14 protein-coding genes and 1 pseudogene are annotated in these 17,528 nt (G+C 62.5%); 5 read left to right on the forward strand and 10 right to left on the reverse strand.

What is annotated here, in order from left to right; translation table 11 throughout:
* Positions 1-200 precede the first annotated feature (200 nt).
* Entirely contained in the window at positions 201-947 is a 747-nt protein-coding gene (locus ACIP02_RS16005) for an SDR family oxidoreductase (RefSeq protein WP_400617791.1), read from the forward strand.
* A 26-nt stretch (positions 948-973) separates the two neighbouring features.
* Here the strand turns inward: ACIP02_RS16005 and ACIP02_RS16010 are convergent, their stop codons facing one another.
* The 5 genes and pseudogenes from ACIP02_RS16010 to ACIP02_RS16030 form a co-directional block, all read right to left on the reverse strand.
* The gene (locus ACIP02_RS16010) at positions 974-2,590 is read right to left on the reverse strand and encodes an ATP-binding protein (protein ID WP_400618126.1); all 1,617 of its coding nucleotides are present in this window, start codon (positions 2,588-2,590) and stop codon (positions 974-976) included.
* Between the two features lie 200 nt (positions 2,591-2,790).
* Positions 2,791-4,017: pseudogene (locus ACIP02_RS16015) on the reverse strand (ATP-binding protein); the annotation flags it as partial.
* A 458-nt stretch (positions 4,018-4,475) separates the two neighbouring features.
* Positions 4,476-5,885 carry a GntR family transcriptional regulator MpaR gene (gene mapR, locus ACIP02_RS16020; protein ID WP_400617792.1) on the reverse strand — a complete coding sequence of 470 codons (1,410 nt, stop codon included), beginning with the start codon at positions 5,883-5,885 and terminating at the stop codon, positions 4,476-4,478.
* A gap of 50 nt (positions 5,886-5,935) precedes the next feature.
* Positions 5,936-7,339 carry a cytochrome c oxidase accessory protein CcoG gene (gene ccoG, locus ACIP02_RS16025; RefSeq protein WP_400617794.1) on the reverse strand — a complete coding sequence of 468 codons (1,404 nt, stop codon included), beginning with the start codon at positions 7,337-7,339 and terminating at the stop codon, positions 5,936-5,938.
* Positions 7,340-7,460: 121 nt separating this feature from the next.
* Positions 7,461-7,700: a DUF3203 family protein gene (locus ACIP02_RS16030; protein WP_400617796.1), complete on the reverse strand. Its 240-nt coding sequence runs from the start codon at positions 7,698-7,700 to the stop codon at positions 7,461-7,463.
* A gap of 233 nt (positions 7,701-7,933) precedes the next feature.
* Here ACIP02_RS16030 and ACIP02_RS16035 point away from each other — a divergent pair, with 233 nt between their 5' ends.
* Positions 7,934-8,452, forward strand: a complete 519-nt coding sequence (locus ACIP02_RS16035; protein ID WP_400617798.1) for an MgtC/SapB family protein — start codon at positions 7,934-7,936, stop codon at positions 8,450-8,452.
* Positions 8,453-8,983: 531 nt separating this feature from the next.
* Here ACIP02_RS16035 and ACIP02_RS16040 read toward each other — a convergent pair.
* From ACIP02_RS16040 to ACIP02_RS16050, 3 genes are all read right to left on the reverse strand, one after another.
* Positions 8,984-9,883 carry a hydroxymethylglutaryl-CoA lyase gene (locus ACIP02_RS16040; RefSeq protein WP_400617800.1) on the reverse strand — a complete coding sequence of 300 codons (900 nt, stop codon included), beginning with the start codon at positions 9,881-9,883 and terminating at the stop codon, positions 8,984-8,986.
* A 19-nt stretch (positions 9,884-9,902) separates the two neighbouring features.
* Positions 9,903-10,301, reverse strand: coding sequence for a MerR family DNA-binding transcriptional regulator (locus ACIP02_RS16045; RefSeq protein WP_201206764.1), 399 nt, complete (start codon positions 10,299-10,301; stop codon positions 9,903-9,905).
* A gap of 200 nt (positions 10,302-10,501) precedes the next feature.
* Entirely contained in the window at positions 10,502-11,380 is an 879-nt protein-coding gene (locus ACIP02_RS16050; RefSeq protein WP_400617802.1) for a helix-turn-helix domain-containing protein, read from the reverse strand.
* A gap of 172 nt (positions 11,381-11,552) precedes the next feature.
* On the opposite strand from ACIP02_RS16050, the gene pobA reads away from it, so the two are divergent.
* Positions 11,553-12,740: a 4-hydroxybenzoate 3-monooxygenase gene (pobA, locus tag ACIP02_RS16055; protein WP_400617804.1), complete on the forward strand. Its 1,188-nt coding sequence runs from the start codon at positions 11,553-11,555 to the stop codon at positions 12,738-12,740.
* A gap of 160 nt (positions 12,741-12,900) precedes the next feature.
* On the opposite strand, the gene ACIP02_RS16060 is transcribed toward pobA, so the two are convergent.
* Positions 12,901-13,551 carry an ankyrin repeat domain-containing protein gene (locus ACIP02_RS16060; protein ID WP_400617806.1) on the reverse strand — a complete coding sequence of 217 codons (651 nt, stop codon included), beginning with the start codon at positions 13,549-13,551 and terminating at the stop codon, positions 12,901-12,903.
* A gap of 117 nt (positions 13,552-13,668) precedes the next feature.
* Here ACIP02_RS16060 and ggt point away from each other — a divergent pair, with 117 nt between their 5' ends.
* Together ggt and ACIP02_RS16070 are read left to right on the forward strand one after the other, a co-directional pair.
* Positions 13,669-15,456, forward strand: a complete 1,788-nt coding sequence (gene ggt, locus ACIP02_RS16065; protein ID WP_400617808.1) for a gamma-glutamyltransferase — start codon at positions 13,669-13,671, stop codon at positions 15,454-15,456.
* Between the two features lie 58 nt (positions 15,457-15,514).
* Positions 15,515-16,396: a LysR substrate-binding domain-containing protein gene (locus ACIP02_RS16070; protein ID WP_400617810.1), complete on the forward strand. Its 882-nt coding sequence runs from the start codon at positions 15,515-15,517 to the stop codon at positions 16,394-16,396.
* A 160-nt stretch (positions 16,397-16,556) separates the two neighbouring features.
* Here the strand turns inward: ACIP02_RS16070 and ctlX are convergent, their stop codons facing one another.
* A complete protein-coding gene (gene ctlX / locus ACIP02_RS16075; protein ID WP_400617812.1) occupies positions 16,557-17,504 on the reverse strand; it encodes a citrulline utilization hydrolase CtlX in 948 nt (315 codons plus the stop codon).
* Between the last annotated feature and the right edge of the window lie 24 nt (positions 17,505-17,528).

Raw genomic sequence — 17,528 nt, forward strand, 5'->3', positions numbered from 1 at the left:
ATCAAGATCAAGATCAAGATCAAGATCAAGATCAAGATCAAGATCAAGATCAAGATCAAGATCAAGATCAAGATCAAGATCAAGATCAAGATCAATAGCCAGATCAACAGCAGATGAGGGCTGGGCTGATCTTCGTCATTCCAATACAGCACCATATCGCCTATTGTCGATATTCCCTTCCCAAAACGAATGGCACATTCATGGAGAACGTCATCGTCATCACCGGCGGCACCCGGGGCATCGGCGCCGCCACAGCGCTGCTGGCCGCCCGCCAGGGCTATCGCATCTGCATTAACTACCACGCCGACGACCAGGCCGCCGAAGCCGTCCTCAGCCAGGTCCGCGACCTTGGTGCCGAGGCCATCGCCGTACGCGCCGACGCCAGTGTCGAAGATGAAATCATCCAACTGTTCCAGCGCATTGACGAAGAACTCGGCCCGGTCACCGCACTGGTCAACAATGCCGGCACCATCGGCCAGCAAAGCTGTGTCGAGGCCATGTCCGAGTTCCGCCTGCTGAAGATCATGAAGACCAACGTCGTCGGCCCCATGCTCTGCGCCAAACACGCCCTGCTACGCATGGCTCATCGGCATGGCGGGCAGGGCGGGGCCATCGTCAACGTCTCATCGATGGCTGCACGCCTCGGCTCGCCCAACGAATATGTCGACTACGCCGCCTCCAAGGGCGCGCTCGATACCTTCACCATCGGCCTTGCCAAAGAAGTGGCAGGCGAGGGCGTGCGGGTCAATGGCGTACGCCCAGGCTACATCCATACCGGCTTTCATGCCCTGTCCGGCGACCCCGACCGCGTCAGCAAGCTCGAGCCCGGCTTGCCCATGGGCCGTGGCGGGCGCCCCGAAGAAGTAGCCGAAGCCATTCTCTGGCTGCTCTCGGACAAAGCCTCCTATTCGACCGGCAGTTTCATCGACCTGAGTGGCGGGCGCTAGGTTTTCAAACCTAGGCGCCTGCCGCTTCACTTTTCAAGCATCTCGCTGACGCGCTGAATCAGTGCCGGCAAGGTAAACGGCTTGGTCAGTACGCTCATGCCTTCATCCAAGGTGCCATCGGCAAGTACCGCGTGCTCATCGTAGCCGGTGACAAACAAGACCTTCAGGCCAGGGTAAGTCACACGTAACCTGTCGGCCAACTGCCGCCCGTTGAGCCCGCCCGGCAACCCGACGTCGCTGATCAGCAAGTCGGGCTGCGGGCAGCCTGCCAGCCGGGCGAGTGCGCCCGGCCCGTCCTCGAACACCCTGGCCTCATGGCCAAGGTCATGCATCGCTTCTGCAATGACCATGCGCATTGCACTTTCGTCTTCAACCACAACGATGTCACGCATGCCCTGTGCAGGCAGTGGCGCCGGTAGGCCCGGCGCCTCAACGCGTCGAGGGGCAGGGCGGGCATGGTGCCGCGGTAGCAACAGGCTTACCTGGGTGCCTTCACCCAGCACCGACTCGATACGCAGTTGCCCCCCGGACTGGCGGACGAAGCCGTAAACCATCGACAGACCCAGCCCGGTGCCACGCCCCAGCGGTTTGGTGGTGAAAAACGGGTCGACGGCACGCGCCCGAATATCGCCGCTCATGCCGCGACCGTCGTCCTCGACACTCAGGCAAAGGTATTCGCCTGGTTCCAGTTGCAGTGGCTGCGCAACTTCTACGGGGAGTACCACGTTGTCCAGCACGATGCGGATCCGCCCGCCGCCAGGCATCGCGTCGCGCGCGTTGATACACAGGTTAAGCAGCGCGCTTTCTAGCTGCGGTGGGTCGACGCGCACTACCCAGGCAGCCGCATTGCCGTGGTAATCAACTGTGATGTGAGGGCCGATACTGCGGGCGATGAGTTCCAGCATGCTACTGACCAGCTCGGCAACATCCGTTGGGCACGGCTGCAAGGTCTGCTGCCGAGAGAAAGCCAGCAAGCGATGGATCAGCGCGGCGGCCCGTTGCGCAGCGCCATGGGCGCTCTCCAGCAGCGGGGAAATTGTGGCCTGTTGCTGTTCATCATCCAGTCTGAGCCTGGCCAGATCGAGCGCACCGAGAATGCCACCAAGCAAGTTGTTGAAGTCGTGGGCAAGGCCACCCGTCAACTGGCCAACGGCTTCTATCTTTTGCGCCTGGTGCAGTGCTGCTTCGGCGTCCTGGCTCTTGGCCACGGCCTGCTTCACACGTTCTTCGAGTTCTTCGTTCAGGGTGCGCAGTGCGTTCTCGGCCCGTTTACGCGCCGTTACGTCACGGAAGATCACTGCCACCAGATGGTCTTCAGCCGGTTCGATGCGAATCGCCGCTAATCCCAGGCACCGGTCGGTGGCGAGCAGTTCGTGCTCGAAGTACAGGGGGGCACCGGTACGCTCAACGGTGCCAAAGTAACCCAGCCACACATGCGCTTCGTCCGGGAGCACTTCACGCAAGGTCCGCCCTACCACATTGAGCAGTCCTGCATGGCGGCAGTACGCGGAGTTGGCTACCAGGTGGATGTAGTCACTCAATGGCCCCATGGGGCCATCGATGAACTGGATGATGCAGAAGCCTTCTTCCATGTTTTCGAACAGGAACCGGTAACGTTCGGCCTGCTTCACGCGTTGATCCATCTCGCGCAGTTGGAGTTGCAGCTGGCTGTTTTGCTGCTCGAGCCGGGCGATGCGATCGTGCAGGCTTTGTTCTTGTTCAACCGGGCTCTGTATGAAATGACTGGCCATCCATCGCACTCCACTCCGTTATCGAAACTGCGTCAGCATTTTCGCGACCCTGTCGCTCAGGGTACTCAGGTCAAAAGGTGGGGAAGGCTGGTTGCCTCACCCTTTGGCAGGTAGATATCGATACAGGTCCCTTGCCCTGGCACACTGTTGATGTGCAGTTGCCCGCCGGACTGACGGATGAAGCCATACACGATCGATAACCCCAGCCCCGAGCCCTGGCCCAACGGTTTGGTGGTGTAGAACGGCTCTATCGCTCGCTGCAGCACGTTGCCGGGCATGCCCATGCCACTGTCACTGACGCTGATGAGCACGTAGTCGCCTGCCGGCAAATCCAGGGTGCGCGCTTGCTCCAGGCCCAACGCTTTGTTGGCGCTGCGAATGCACAGGGTGCCACCCGCTGGCATGGCGTCGCGAGCATTGATGCACAGGTTGAGCAGGCCGCTTTCCAGCTGCGGCGGGTCGATTTGTATCAGCCATTGGCCGGCCTGTGTCCTGTCTATGAAGTCGATTCCCGGATGCAGCGAACTCCTGATCAGTTCATGCATGCCGGCTACCAGCTGCTGCACATCCACCGTCTGCGGCATCAGGGTCTGCTGGCGAGAGAATGCCAACAGGCGTTGCACCAGCGAGGCTGCCCGCTGGGCTTCTTGGCGGGCCATGCCAATCAGCCGGGCAGCGTCCGGGTAGCGTTGCTCGGCCTGGCGCTGGGCAGACATTTCCAGCGCCGCCAGGATGCTGCCCAACAGGTTGTTGAAATCGTGTGAAATACCACTGGTCAGCTGGCCAACCGCTTCCATTTTCTGTGACTGGCGCAAGGACTCTTCGATTTCGCGCAGGCGCTCCTGTTCGGCGACACGCTCCGTGACATCGTAAGCAAACAGGTAGCCACCCTGGATTCGGTGCTGGACGTCACGCAACGGGCTGTAGCGGATCTCGTAATGGCGCAAGTCGCCTTCAAGGCCCAAGGCTATAGTGTCGACGAACGCCTCACCCGCGAGCACGCGAGGCCATACTGGCTCGAGTTGGCTCATGATGTCTGGCTGGCGCGACAGAAATTGCGGAATATAGTCTCCCACCTTGGGCACGAAGCCGCGATGGCGCTTGAAGGTCTCCTGAGCGGTGCGGTTGATCGCCAACAACCTGAAGTTGCGGTCGGCAGCGAACACGTTGGTCACGCTGTTGTCGACCAGTTCGCCAAGCAGTTTGTTGCTGGCCTGTTCCTTGCCAACTCTGGCTTCCAGCTCCTGATTGAGCGCTTGCAGCCTGTCGAGGGTCACTTGCTCACCCGGCACCCCGGTAAAGATCACCGCCACACGCATGTCGCTGGCGGGCTCAAGGCGGTGCACCGACAGGCTGAGCCAGCGGTCGCTCACAGCAAGGCGTTCTTCGAATTGCAACGATTGGCCGGAGCGGGCGACCTGGGCAAAGCGCGGTAGCCAGCTGTCGACTTCGTCAGGAATGGTTTGGCGAGCGGTCTGGCCCAGTTGCTTGGTGCAGGCGGTGTGCTTCAGACAGTTGTCATTGGCCATGATGTAGCGGTAGTCGTGCAGCTCGCCGGCATTGTTTTCGAGCAGTTCGAGTACGCAGATGCCTTCGTGCATATTGGCAGCCATGACGTCGTAGCAGGCCGCCTTGAGGCGCAGAGCGCTATTCTGCGCCTCCAGTTCAAGCAGCTTTTCTTGTAGTTGTTTTATGCAAACGGGTGCGTCATCAGGTGGCATGTTGGCTTTCCGAGCTGCAGGCCCGACAAATATAGCTGGCGCCGGGCAATCTTTACTCAGAAAGATCGAACTATCCGCGCCAGGGTTTCCATGGCCCGTTCAGCACCCTCATGCCAGGGGCTGCCGTAGTTCAGGCGGATGCAGTTGCCGAAGCGTCGGGTGGGCGAGAAGATCGGCCCGGGGGCGATGCTGATGCCTTGCGCCAGGGCCATGTGGAACAGCTTGAGGGCGTCCATCTGCTCGGGCAGCTCCAGCCACAGGAAGTAACCCCCCGAGGGTTGGCTGACCCGTGTCTGCGCCGGAAAGTGGCGGGCAATGGCCGCCAGCATGTTGGCCTGCTGGCCTTCCAGGGCGTAGCGCAACTTGCGCAGGTGGCGGTCGTAGCCACCGTGCTGCAGGTAGTCGGCGATGGCCGCCTGGGCCGGCATCGAGGCGCACAGCGAGGTCATCAGTTTCAGCCGCTCGATTTTCTGCGCAAACCGCCCGGCCGCCACCCAGCCGATGCGGTAGCCCGGTGCCAGGCTCTTGGCGAACGAGCCGCAGTGCATCACCAGGCCTTGGGTATCGAAGGCCTTGGCTGGCTTGGGCGCCTGCTGCGAGTAGTACAGCTCGGCATACACGTCATCTTCAATCAGCGGCACTTGATGGCGGGCGAGCAACTCCACCAGGGCCTGCTTTTTCGCCTCGGGCATGCTCGCGCCCACCGGGTTCTGGAAGTTGGTCATGCACCACACGGCTTTTACCGGGTGTTTTTCCAGCGTCTGAGCCAGTACGCTCAGGTCCATGCCCTCCCGCGGGTGCACCGGGATCTCCACCGCCTTCAGCTTAAGGCGCTCTAGCACCTGCAGGCAGGCATAGAAGGCCGGGGCCTCGATGGCTACCAGGTCACCGGGCTGGGTTACCGCCTGCAGGCACAGGTTCAGCGCCTCCAGGGCACCGTTGGTGATCAGCAGTTCTTCCATTGGCAGCATCAGGCCGCCGACCATGTAGCGCAGGGCAATCTGCCGGCGTAGCTGCGGATTGCCGGGCGACAGGTCAGTTACCACCATGCGCGGGTCCATGCTGCGGCTGGCGCTGGCCAGCGAGCGTGACAGCCGTTGCAGCGGGAACAGTTCGGGGCTGGGGAAGGCTGAACCGAACGGTACGGTGTTGGGGTCCTTCATCGAGTCGAGGATCGAGAACACCAGTGCGCTGACGTCGACGTCGGTCGACTCGCTGACCGGCTGCAGCGCCTGCGGCTCGCTGAACTGGCGCGGGGCATGGGCGTTGACAAAATACCCCGAGCGCGGCCGGGCACGGATCAGCCCGCGCCGCTCCAGCAGGTAGTAGGCCTGGAACACCGTGGATGGGCTCACCCCGTGGGTCTGGCTGGCGTAGCGCACCGAAGGCACGCGCTGGCCGGGGCCCAGCACCCCGGAGCGGATCAGTTCGGCAATGTCGTCGGCGAAGCGTTCGTAGCGTTTCATTCTGGCCTTCTGTCAAAGCCTGGCAGGCAAGGTGGTGTCAGTGTAAGGGATCAACGGTTCATCGGTGCGACGAAGCGGCTGTGGGCCACGCTGCGAATGGCGGGGTCGGCAAGCTCGCTGATTTCGAAGCTCAGGGTTTGCGAGCTGCTGGTCGGGCGCTCGGCGAGCATCGCCACCGACACTGGCAGTTCGGTCATTTCGCCTGCGGGGATGACCAGTGTGGTGTTGCCCTGCAAGGTGAAACCTTCGGCATCCAGCAGGCGCAGTTGGTAGTCCTGGGTGCGTTCGGTCTTGTTGATGATCTTGAGCAGGTAGATGTTCTCGATCTGGCCCAAGGCATTTTCGCGGAACAGGCCGCGGTCCTTGATCACATCCATCGACACCATCGGGCGCAGCTGCAGGGCCACTCCCAGCGCCGCGATCATGACGACCAGTGCTACGGCATAACCCAGCAGGCGCGGGCGTAGCCAGTGGGTGGTGCCGCCTTGCAGGCTGTGTTCGGACTTGTAGCCGATCAGGCCGCGGGCATAGCCCATTTTGTCCATGACCCCGTCACAGGCGTCGATGCATGCAGCGCAACCGATACAGGCCATTTGCAGGCCGTCGCGAATGTCGATGCCGGTAGGGCACACCTGCACGCACAGGGTGCAGTCGATGCAGTCGCCCAGGCCCTGGGCGTGAACGTCGCTGCCTTTCTTGCGCGGGCCACGGGTTTCACCACGGCGCGGGTCATAGGCGACGGCCAGGGTGTCTTTGTCGAACATCACACTCTGGAAGCGCGCATAGGGGCACATGTGCAGGCACACTGCTTCGCGCAGCAGGCCGGCATTGATGTAGGTGGCAGCGGTGAAGAACAGCACCCAGAACAGCGCCACGCCGCCCAGTTGCAAGGTGAACAGCTCTGCCGCCAGTGGCCGGATCGGGGTGAAGTAGCCGACGAAGGTCAACCCGGTCAGCACGCCGATGATGACCCACAAGCTGTGCTTGAGCGTGCGGCGCGCCAGTTTGGTCAGGCTCCAGGGCGCGGCGGCCAGCTTGATGCGCTGGTTGCGGTCACCCTCGGTCACCTTCTCGCACCACATGAACAGCCAGGTCCAGGTACTTTGCGGGCAGCTGTAGCCGCACCACACACGGCCGGCGTAAACGGTGATGGCGAACAGACCAAAGGCGCAGATGATCAGCAGCGCCGACAGCAGGATGAAGTCCTGCGGCCAGAAGGTGGCACCGAAGATGTGGAATTTGCTGTTGGCCAGGTCCCACAGCACGGCCTGGCGACCGTTCCAGTTCAGCCAGGCGGTGCCGAAGAACAGCACGAACAGGGCGCCGGCAAAGCCGATGCGCAGGTTACGGAACAGCCCGGTAAAGCTGCGGGTGTGGATGCCGCTGTCGATGCGTCGCGGTTGGGGGCTGGCTGGGGCGGTGGCGATCTCTGTAAAAAGAATTTTATCGTTCATGGCTCGGTGCTCATCAGGCCTCGATCAGGCATGAGCACTATGGCGCCGAAGCTGTTATCAGCACAGGTTCAGATTTTACGATAAAAACCATATCAGATTTGCCGCCTGACCCCGCCAGGCCTCAGATTACCGAGCCTGGCGCGCTGGCCTTCAGGTGCCTGCGGCTATCGACCGCACCTGCCACGGTCAGTGCATCGGCTTCGGCCTCTGTAATCGGCACGCGTTGGCCGGCGAGCAGCGCCACGGACATGCGCAGCTGTTCGTCAGTGATGATTTCGATATCCGGGCCATCGCCCTCGATGCGCAGGTCTTCGCCGATCAAGGTGCAGCGGCGGGTGGTTTCGTCGATTTCAACAGGCATGGTGTGATCCTCCAGAGGTGGTACAGGGTGGACCGCAGCGAGGGGCGGGTTGCTGCAATCGGCGGGCTGGGCGGCACTTGTGTTGTGTGTGGAGGTCAGTTTTTGTAGAGGGCAGGGCCGGCCTCTTCGCGGGTAAACCCGCTCCTACAAGCCTTATGCAATCCCTGTAGGAGCGGGTTTACCCGCGAAGAGGCCTGACCTGCCAACACAATCCCCAGCAAGGGAACAAGGCAATGGACCTCATCTGGCAAACAATCCAGGCCGAATTCGCCGATATCACAGACCTGCGCGAGGTCATCAAGGTTGTTGTACGCCTGTTGATGGCAGCCGTACTCGGTGCCGTGCTGGGCTTTGAGCGCGAACACAAAGGCAAGTCCGCCGGCGTGCGCACGCACATGCTGGTCTCGCTGGGCGCCGCGCTGTTCGTGCTGGCCCCCAGCATGGCCGGCGCCGACGAACAGGCGCTAAGCCGGGTTATCCAGGGTATTGTCGCCGGCATCGGCTTTCTCGGTGCGGGCACCATACTCAAGGGTAACGGCAAGGACACCAGCCACGTGAAAGGCCTGACTACCGCTGCCGGGTTATGGATGACCGCCGCCATCGGCACGGCAGCTGGCATGGGCCGCGAAGCCACGGCGCTGATCAGTACGGTACTGGCCCTGCTGGTGCTGGGCACGATGCCGTTGCTGGTAGAGAAGGTGGAAGCGCAAGACGAGGAAAAGCAGGAGGAGGAAGAGGGCAGGAAGCACTGAGGGGAGCCGAAGCTCCCCTCAAAGCGTTGTTGCCTGCTCTTTTTTTATTATTGGGACTGGCCTGTTGTTGTTTTTGGCAGCCTGTCCTGGTGTTGCGGGCGACCCCCATGCGGGGTCAAGAGCAAACGTATTTTTTTGAGCGCTGACCTGCCTTCATCATTGCTGATCCGAACCTGGCTGCTGCTACCTGGAGGTAGTTTTATTGTTCTGTGCCAGACCGCGGGGCGTACCCCTGAAAAGCGTGTCGACTTCAAAAAGATCTGCTTGCTACGCCTCTGCCGTGTTGTTCTTGTTATGTCAGAGCCGTTACCTGTTGTTTTTATTGGGTGTCACATTTTTTTGTTCTTGTACCAAAGATATAGCAGGGTGCGTGCCAACTTTTCCAAATCCTTTAAAATCAAGCGCTTAGCGGTTTTCGTCGAAAACCTTTGGCCTGAAATTCTGTCGATTTGTTTCCCTGTTACCCGATTTTTTGCTGTGAAATGTGGGGGAGGTAACACTTCACCCACACCTGTGTGACACCTGTATGACTTATTGCGCGCTACGTGCCCGCGCTACCCGCGACCCGTTGTCGCGGCCCAGCACGTCGCTTATGCGCTGGCCGGCGGCAATCAGCCGATCAAGATCGATGCCGGTTTCAATGCCCAACCCTTGCAGCAGGTACACCACGTCTTCGCTGGCGATGTTGCCGGTGGCACCTTTGGCGTAGGGGCAGCCGCCCAGGCCGGCGACCGAGCCGTCAAACACGCTGATGCCTTCGAGCAGGCTGGCATAAACGTTGGCCAGGGCCTGGCCGTAGGTGTCGTGGAAGTGCCCGGCCAGTTGCTCGCGTGGCACGTGCGCCGCGACCACGTCGAACAGGCGCCGGGTGTCACCAGCGGTGCCGGTGCCGATGGTGTCGCCCAACGAGACTTCGTAGCAGCCCATGTCATGCAGGGCACGGGCCACCGGAGCCACCTGCTCGGCGCTGACCTTGCCTTCGTAGGGGCAACCTAGCACACACGATACATAGCCACGCACCCGCACGCCGTGGCTGCGTGCAGCTTCCATGATCGGCTCAAAGCGCTGGAGGCTGTCACTGATCGAGCAGTTGATATTGCGCTGCGAGAACGCTTCGGAGGCAGCAGCGAACACCGCCACTTCCTTCACACCTGCCGCCAGCGCGTCCTCGAAGCCGCGCAGGTTGGGTGCCAGCGCCGCATAGGTAACACCGGGGCGCTGTTGGATGCCGGCGAACACTTCGGCCGAGCCGGCCATCTGCGGTACCCACTTGGGCGAAACGAAACTGCCCACCTCTATATAGGCCAGGCCCGCTTCGGTAAGGTCGTTTACCAGGCGCACCTTGTCGGCAACGCTGATGGGCTGGGCTTCGTTCTGCAGGCCGTCGCGGGGGCCGACTTCGACCAGGCGGACGTGTTTGGGCAAGGACATGGCGGGTTTCCTGTGGCGTTCAGCGGTTGTCTTTGTTGTTCAGTGTGGCGGCCAGGGCTTGTTCGCAGCGCTCCTGGGCAGTGTCCAGTTCCAGTTGCATCTGGTGGATGTCGAGCATCTGCTGCTCCAGCTGGGCGCGGCGCTCGGCGATTTTCGCCAGCATGCTATTGAGCTGCTTGAGGTTGCCGCTGGTGGGGTCGTACAGCTCGATCAGTTCGCGGCACTCGGCCAGGGAGAAGCCGATGCGCTTGCCACGCAGGATGAGCTTCAGGCTGACCTTGTCGCGCGGCGAGTAGATACGTTCCAGGCCACGGCGCTCGGGGGTCAGCAGGCCCTGTTCCTCGTAGAAGCGGATCGCGCGGGTGGTGATGTCCAACTCGCGGGACAGGTCGGAGATGCTGTAGGTCTGGGTGCTCATGCTGGGGCTCGGCGTGGGTATGCGGGTATCCTGAGGGTAGGTTTACGTTTACGTCAAGCAAGGGATGAAGATGTGTGGTGCCTGTGCGGGCCTCTTCGCGGGTGAACCCGCTCCTACAAGGACAGCGCCGACCTTGGGGTTGCGCAGGCCCTTGTAGGAGCGGGTTCACCCGCGAAGAGGCCCGCACAGGCATGCACAAATCACTCAGGCTGCACCGCCCGCCGATACCCATTCGGCGTCTGCCCACTCAACCGCTTGAACCACCGCGCAAAATACGTGGGGTCGCTGAACCCCAGGCTATCGGACAACTGCCCAATGCTCATCCGTGTATAAATCAGGCTGCGACGCGCCTCCAGCAGCAACCGCTGGTGCACCACCTGCAGCGCCGTCTGCCCACTCAAGGCCCGGCATAGCTGGTTCAATTGCAAGCTTGGAACATTCAACCGCGCAGCAAAATCATCCACCGACAGGTGCTCGCGATAATGCGCTTCGACCAGGCGCAAATACTGCCCCAGCAAATGGCGGTCACGCTCATCACGGTTGCGCGGCGCCTGCCCCAGTTGCTGGCGGCGGCTGATCCACACCATCAGCGCTGTCACCAGCGCCTCGAGCATTGGCGCGCGCGCCGGGGCATTGCCCTGGTATTCCTGCTGCAGGGTATCGATCAGGCTGCGCAGGTGCACGCGGTCGTGGTCCAGCGGGTAACACGCCGGTTTCGCCAGCACCGTCAGCGGCATGCCCAGGCGCTGTTCCAGGTTCGCCACCAGCGCGGTGCCGAAGGTGAGCACATAGCCCTGGATATCCGCACTGAAGCGAAAACCATGCACGGTCATCGGTGGCACCACCTGGATCGCCGCCTCGCCGATGGCACTGCGCACGCCCTCGATCTCCACCTGGGCCTGCCCGCGCTGCACATATAGCAACTGGAACAGCTCGGCATGCTGGTGCGGTTTGATCTCCCAGTGGTGCAGGCGGCTGCGGGCCGGGATCGACTCACAGTGCAGCAGGTCGGTCCCGGGCCAGGCCTGGTTTTCGCCATACAGCTTGAACAGCGGGACGCCGGGGAGGGTGGGCTTCATCTGGGTTGGCCTGTCCGTTAATCGAACGATTTTTATAAAAGTGCAGTTTTTGCATCGAATAGCACAGCTCAGCGGCTGTTTTTGCCAGTAAAAATGCAAGGGCAAACCCTAACAGCAGATGCCGCCCCACTGCCAGTCCTGGGCCGGTATCGTCCGAACAGAGACAACAACAATGAAAACTCAGGTTGCAATTATTGGTGCAGGTCCGTCTGGCCTGTTGCTGGGCCAACTGCTGCACAAGGCCGGTATCGACAATGTCATCGTCGAGCGCCAGACAGTCGAGTATGTGCTTGGCCGCATTCGCGCCGGGGTGCTTGAGCAAGGCACGGTCGACCTGCTGCGCGAAGCCGGCGTGGCCGAGCGCATGGACCGCGAAGGCCTGGTTCACGAAGGTGTCGAGTTGCTGGTGGGTGGTCGCCGCCAACGCCTGGACCTCAAGGCCCTGACCGGCGGCAAGACGGTCATGGTCTACGGCCAGACCGAAGTCACCCGTGATCTGATGCAGGCCCGAGAAGCCAGCGCCGCGCCGATCATCTATTCAGCCAGCAACGTTCAGCCGCATGAACTGAAGGGCGAAAAGCCCTACCTGACTTTCGAGAAAGACGGCCAGGTGCAGCGCCTGGACTGCGACTATATTGCCGGTTGTGATGGTTTTCATGGCGTTTCGCGGCAGAGCATTCCCGAAGGCGTGCTGAAGCAGTATGAGCGGGTTTACCCGTTTGGCTGGCTGGGCCTTTTGTCGGATACGCCGCCGGTCAACCACGAGCTGATCTACGCCCACCACGAGCGCGGCTTTGCGCTGTGCAGCCAACGCTCGCAAACCCGCAGCCGCTACTACCTGCAGGTGCCGTTGCAGGACCGCGTCGAGGAATGGTCCGACGCGCGCTTCTGGGAAGAACTGAAAGCCCGTTTGCCTGCCGATGTGGCAGCCGACCTGGTGACTGGCCCGGCCCTGGAGAAAAGCATCGCGCCGCTACGCAGCCTGGTGGTGGAGCCCATGCAGTATGGCCACTTGTTCCTGGTGGGCGACGCCGCGCACATCGTCCCGCCGACCGGCGCCAAGGGCCTGAACCTGGCGGCCTCGGATGTCAATTACCTGTACCGGATCCTGGTCAAGGTATACCGCGAAGGGCGTATCGACCTGCTGCAGCAATACTCGCCGCTGGCCCTGCGCCGGGTGTGGAAAGGGGAGCGTTTCAGCTGGTTCATGACCCAGTTGCTGCATGACTTTGGCAGCCACAAGGATGCCTGGGACCAGAAGATGCAAGAGGCCGACCGCGAGTACTACCTGACGTCGCCGGCGGGGCTGGTGAACATTGCCGAGAACTATGTGGGCCTGCCGTACGAAGAAGTGGTCTGAGGGTCAGCCACGGAACATTTGTAGGAGCGGCCTTGTGTCGCGATCGGGCCGCAAAGCGGCCCCGGCAATGTCTGCTGCGAAGCTGAAAACCCTGGGGCCGCTTTGCGGCCCGATCGCGACACAAGGCCGCTCCTACACAAGGTTCGCGTGTAGCCCGGAATTAGTGAGACAGCAACGCTTCCATCTCCCTGTACCCCCGCTGCCGCGCATGCTGCAACGCCGTTACCCCGTCCTTGTCGGCAATCTGCCGATCCGCCCCGGCCGCCAGCAGCCGGCGCACAATGTCCACATGTCCCGGCCCGCCATCACCCAGCACCACTGCCTCCATCAGCGCAGTCCAATGCAGCCGGTTCAGGTGGTTCACGTCCACCCCGGCATCAATCAGCATCTGTACGGTCTCGACATGCCCGCGCTCGGCGGCAGGGATCAATGCAGTGCCGCCATAACGGTTGGTACTCTTGAGGTCTGCCCCGTGGCTCAGGGTTAGCCGCAGGATGTCATTCAGCCCCCGGGCACCGGCATACAGGTACGGGCTGTCAGCAATGTTGTCCTTGGCATTCACATCGGCACCGGCTTCGATCAGTGCTTTTGCTGCGGCCACCCTGTTGTCGTGGGTGGCCACCAGCAGGGCAGTGCGCCCCTGTTCATCCCGGCTGTCCAGCTGTGCACCCTGTGCCAGCAATTGTTGCAAGGTGCGAACGTCATCCTGGCGGGCGGCGGTGTGCAGGCGGTTGTCCATGGTGCGGGTCTCGGCGTGGGCGGCAAGGCTGGCGGACAGGGCAAACAGCATGGCCGTGAGTGATAAACGCATGGTGCGGGCTCCTCGGTAACTTGCCTGCATCCTAGAAAAAACGCACCAAGGCTTGAAGTTAAGTTTGCGCATGACCCACAGTGCCCCGGTTAATAGGTATGAGGCCGGAAGCAAACGATGAAACTCTCCACCCCGCTGATGAGCGCCCTGTGCCTGCTGGGCAGTGGCTGGGCCTGCGCCGATCAGGTGCTGCCCGCGCCGCCAGAGCTGGCCTCCGGTTACCGCAGTGGCCTGCACCCGGTGCATGCCAGCAGGCACATGGCCGCTGCCGCCAACCCGCTGGCCAGCGAAGCGGGGCGGGCGATGTTGCGCGCGGGTGGCAGCGCCATCGATGCTGCCATTGCCATGCAGATGGTGCTGACCCTGGTCGAACCGCAGTCCAGTGGCATTGGTGGCGGGGCGTTCATCCTGTATTGGGATGGCAAGCGCGTGCAGGCATTCGATGGCCGCGAAGCAGCACCGGCAGCGGTGACGGAAAAACTGTTCCTGCAAGCCGATGGCTCCCCGATGCCGTTCCGGGCGGCGCAGATGGGTGGGCGCTCGGTCGGCGTGCCGGGTGTGCTGCGGGCCTTGAAGCTGGCTCACGAACAACACGGCAAGCTGCCCTGGGGCGACCTGTTCGCCCCGGCGATCGAGCTGGCGCGCAACGGTTTCCCGGTTTCGGCACGCCTTCACACCTTGATTGCTGGTGACCCCTTCATTGCCCGCTCGCCGGCCATGGCGCGCTATTTCCTGGATGAGCAGGGCCGGCCCATGGCGGTCGGGACGCTGCTACGCAACCCGGCGCTTGCACACACCTTCGAGCAGATCGCTGCACAAGGCCCTGAGGTGTTCTACCGCGGCGAAATCGGCGAAGCCATCGTGGCCGAGGTGCGCAGCCATGCCAATGCCGGCTACCTGTCGCTGCAGGATTTGCAGCAGTACCAGGCCAAGCAGCGCGAGCCGGTGTGCGGCCCTTACAAAGCCTGGCAAATTTGCGGCATGCCGCCGCCGTCGTCGGGTGGCGTAGCAGTGCTGCAGACCTTGGGCATTCTCGAAGCCGTTCAGCGCGCTTCGCCGCAGCGCGACCTGGCAGCACTACGGCAAGTGACCCATGCATCGCCGGCCGGCCTGGAGGCGCCGCCGCTGGCCGTACACCTGGTTGCCGAAGCCGAGCGCCTGGCCTTTGCCGACCGCGCCCAGTACCTGGCAGATAGCGACTTTGTGCCGGTGCCACTGAAGGCGCTGACCGACACCGGCTACCTGGCCAGCCGCGCAAAGCAAGTGGGCGAGTACAGCATGAAGCGCGCCCGCCCGGGCCAGCCGCAAGGTGCAAACCTGGCCCTGGCACCTGATCGCTCACCGCTGCGTATTTCCACCTCACACCTCAGTGCGGTGGATGACAGTGGCCAGGCGCTGGCCATGACCACGTCGGTGGAGGCCGCGTTCGGCTCGCACCTTATGGTCAAGGGTTTCTTGCTCAACAACACCCTGACCGATTTCTCGTTCATTCCCCAGGCGCACGGCAAACCCGTGGCCAACCGGGTACAGCCAGGCAAGCGACCATTGTCGGCCATGGCGCCGACGCTGGTGTTTTCGCGTGCGTCTGGCGAACTGGTGGCCAGCCTCGGCTCGCCGGGTGGTTCACAGATCATCGGTTACGTGAGCAAGGCATTAGTCGGCCTGCTGGATTGGCAGCTCGACCCGCAGCAGGCCGCCGGCCTGCCTAACTTTGGCAGCCGCAATGCCGGAACGGAAGTGGAGGCGGGGTTGGCCAGCCCGGCGCTGATCCGCCAACTGGCAGCCTGGGGCCATGAGATAACGCCCATGACCATGACCAGCGGCATGCAGATTATCCAGCGCATTGGCGAGGGCTGGTCAGGGGGCGCCGACCCCCGACGCGAAGGCGTCGCCCTCGGCGACTAGCGCTGCAGGGGGTGGCGTGATAGAAACCTATCTTGCCATTCAGTAGTTGAATACCAAGATGACTGTCAGCGTGAAATCGAATAGAGCTCTGTTCGACCTTGACCTGTTGCGCGCCATTGTCGTGGTGGCCGATTGCGGCAGCTTCACCACCGCTGCCGCGCGCCTGCATTCCACTCAGTCGACCATCAGCCAGAAGGTGCGCCGCCTGGAGGACATGGTCGGCCACCGCTTGCTGGTACGCGGTAACCGCGACGTGCTACCGACCGATGCCGGGCAGACCCTGCTCGGCTATGCCCGGCACATGCTGGCGCTGAACGACCAGATGCTCGAAGCCCTGGCTGGGGCCATGGTGGGCACCACCGTGCGCCTTGGTGTGCCCGAAGACTTTGTTGGCGGGCGTACCACCAATGCGCTGTCGGCATTCAGCCGGCTGCACCCGCAGGTGAAACTGGAAGTAACCAGCGGCCTGTGCCGAGACCTCAGCCAGGCCTACGACAATGGCGAACTCGACCTGGTGCTGCTCAAGCAGCGGCGCAATACCCGCGAAGGCGTGGCGTGCTGGCCAGAACGCCTGCAGTGGATCGACAGCGCGCGCACGCCCGCCTTCGAACTCGACCCGATCCCGCTGGTAACCTTCCCGCCGCGCGGGTTGTACCGTGAAGACATGATCAACGCCATCGAAGGTATGGGCCGGCGCTGGCGCATCAGCTTCACCAGTTCCAGCCTCAGCGGTATCCAGGCCGCGGTGGCCGATGGCATGGGCATCAGCCTGCTGCCGCCAAGGGCGGCAACGGGCGAGCACCGGGTGTTGGGGGGAGGGCAAGGGCTGCCGGAGGTCGACAGCTATGAAATTGTCATCGTCCATCGGCCCACGGCGGATGTGATGGTCAAGGCGTTGGCCGAGGTGATGACGCAATTGCTGGCGGGTGGCGGGATATAGTGCGCCTTAAGACTTGACGCGGTCGATGTAGGAGCGGCCTTGCGTCGCGATCGGGTCGCGCAACGGACCCAGATTTTCAGCTTCGCAGCAAAAAATGCCGGGGCCGCCTTGCGGCCCGATCGCGACACAAGGCCGCTCCTACATCAACCGCGCTAGCCAGTCAGGCCGCAGCCATGCGCGGCGACAGGTGAATCCCGGCAATCATGCAGCGCACCGAGCCCCCGGCCATCTCGATGGTCGGCACATCCAGCGGCACCAGCCGCGCCGAGCGTTCGATACGCTGGCGCTGCTCCGCACTCAGGCTGTCGAAAGCCTTGCGTGACAACGCCAGGATGCGCCCGTCACGCCCCGACAGTTCGATCGCATTGCCGGCAAACTGGCTGATCTGCTGGTTGCTCAGGTCGATCACATCGCGCCCCGACTCCATCAGGCGCATGCGCACTTCCTCGGCCCGCGCCCGGTTGGTGAAGGTGTCGAAACCCACCAGGGCAAACTCGGTCGCCACGCACATCAGCACGTTGGTGTGGTAGATCGGCGTGCCTTGCTCATCGGCAGTGTCAAACACCATCGGCTCGAAGTTGAAGTGCGTGCTGAAGCGCTCCAGGGCAATCGGGTCGGCGCGGTTGGAGCGTGCGGTATAGGCCACCCGCGACAGGTGGTCGAAGACCATGGCGCCGGTGCCTTCAAGGAACAGTTCGTCCTGCTCCAGCCCCGAATAGTCGATCACATCCTGCACGCGGTACTCATGCTTGAGCATCTCGATCACATCGGCGCGGCGTTCGCGGCGGCGGTTGCGCGAGTACATCGAGTAGATCGCGATATGCCCGCCGGGGTGGGTGGAGAACCAGTTGTTGGGGAATACCGAATCCGGGGTGTTGTGCTCGCCGAAGTCGTCGAACAGGTGCACGCGTACACCTTCGGCTTCCAGCCTGCCGGCGGCCTGGGTGACCTCATCCCGGGCCACCTCGGCCACGGTCTGGGCGGCAAGCGCCGGGTGGCTGCGCTGGAACGAGTTGTCGGCTGCGGTTTCCGGGTTGGGGGTGAAGGCGTGTGGCCGGACCATGACCACGGCTGCCGGTGCTTGAATCGAACGCGTTGGAAATGCCATGTGCAAATACTCGGGTTGGCAGCG

The organism is Pseudomonas sp. NPDC089408 (assembly GCF_044749445.1).
Classification (GTDB): domain Bacteria; phylum Pseudomonadota; class Gammaproteobacteria; order Pseudomonadales; family Pseudomonadaceae; genus Aquipseudomonas.

Excerpts from the sequence above, each read along its gene's own strand:
- ACIP02_RS16070 (WP_400617810.1), top strand. The coding sequence starts at position 15,515 with ATGACTGTCAGCGTGAAATCGAATAGAGCTCTGTTCGACCTTGACCTG.
- mapR (WP_400617792.1), bottom strand. The coding sequence starts at position 5,885 with ATGAAACGCTACGAACGCTTCGCCGACGACATTGCCGAACTGATCCGC.
- ctlX (WP_400617812.1), bottom strand. The coding sequence starts at position 17,504 with ATGGCATTTCCAACGCGTTCGATTCAAGCACCGGCAGCCGTGGTCATG.
- ACIP02_RS16005 (WP_400617791.1), top strand. The coding sequence starts at position 201 with ATGGAGAACGTCATCGTCATCACCGGCGGCACCCGGGGCATCGGCGCC.
- ggt (WP_400617808.1), top strand. The coding sequence starts at position 13,669 with ATGAAACTCTCCACCCCGCTGATGAGCGCCCTGTGCCTGCTGGGCAGT.
- ACIP02_RS16060 (WP_400617806.1), bottom strand. The coding sequence starts at position 13,551 with ATGCGTTTATCACTCACGGCCATGCTGTTTGCCCTGTCCGCCAGCCTT.
- ccoG (WP_400617794.1), bottom strand. The coding sequence starts at position 7,339 with ATGAACGATAAAATTCTTTTTACAGAGATCGCCACCGCCCCAGCCAGC.
- ACIP02_RS16045 (WP_201206764.1), bottom strand. The coding sequence starts at position 10,301 with ATGAGCACCCAGACCTACAGCATCTCCGACCTGTCCCGCGAGTTGGAC.
- ACIP02_RS16030 (WP_400617796.1), bottom strand. The coding sequence starts at position 7,700 with ATGCCTGTTGAAATCGACGAAACCACCCGCCGCTGCACCTTGATCGGC.
- ACIP02_RS16010 (WP_400618126.1), bottom strand. The coding sequence starts at position 2,590 with ATGGATCAACGCGTGAAGCAGGCCGAACGTTACCGGTTCCTGTTCGAA.
- ACIP02_RS16035 (WP_400617798.1), top strand. The coding sequence starts at position 7,934 with ATGGACCTCATCTGGCAAACAATCCAGGCCGAATTCGCCGATATCACA.
- pobA (WP_400617804.1), top strand. The coding sequence starts at position 11,553 with ATGAAAACTCAGGTTGCAATTATTGGTGCAGGTCCGTCTGGCCTGTTG.
- ACIP02_RS16040 (WP_400617800.1), bottom strand. The coding sequence starts at position 9,883 with ATGTCCTTGCCCAAACACGTCCGCCTGGTCGAAGTCGGCCCCCGCGAC.
- ACIP02_RS16050 (WP_400617802.1), bottom strand. The coding sequence starts at position 11,380 with ATGAAGCCCACCCTCCCCGGCGTCCCGCTGTTCAAGCTGTATGGCGAA.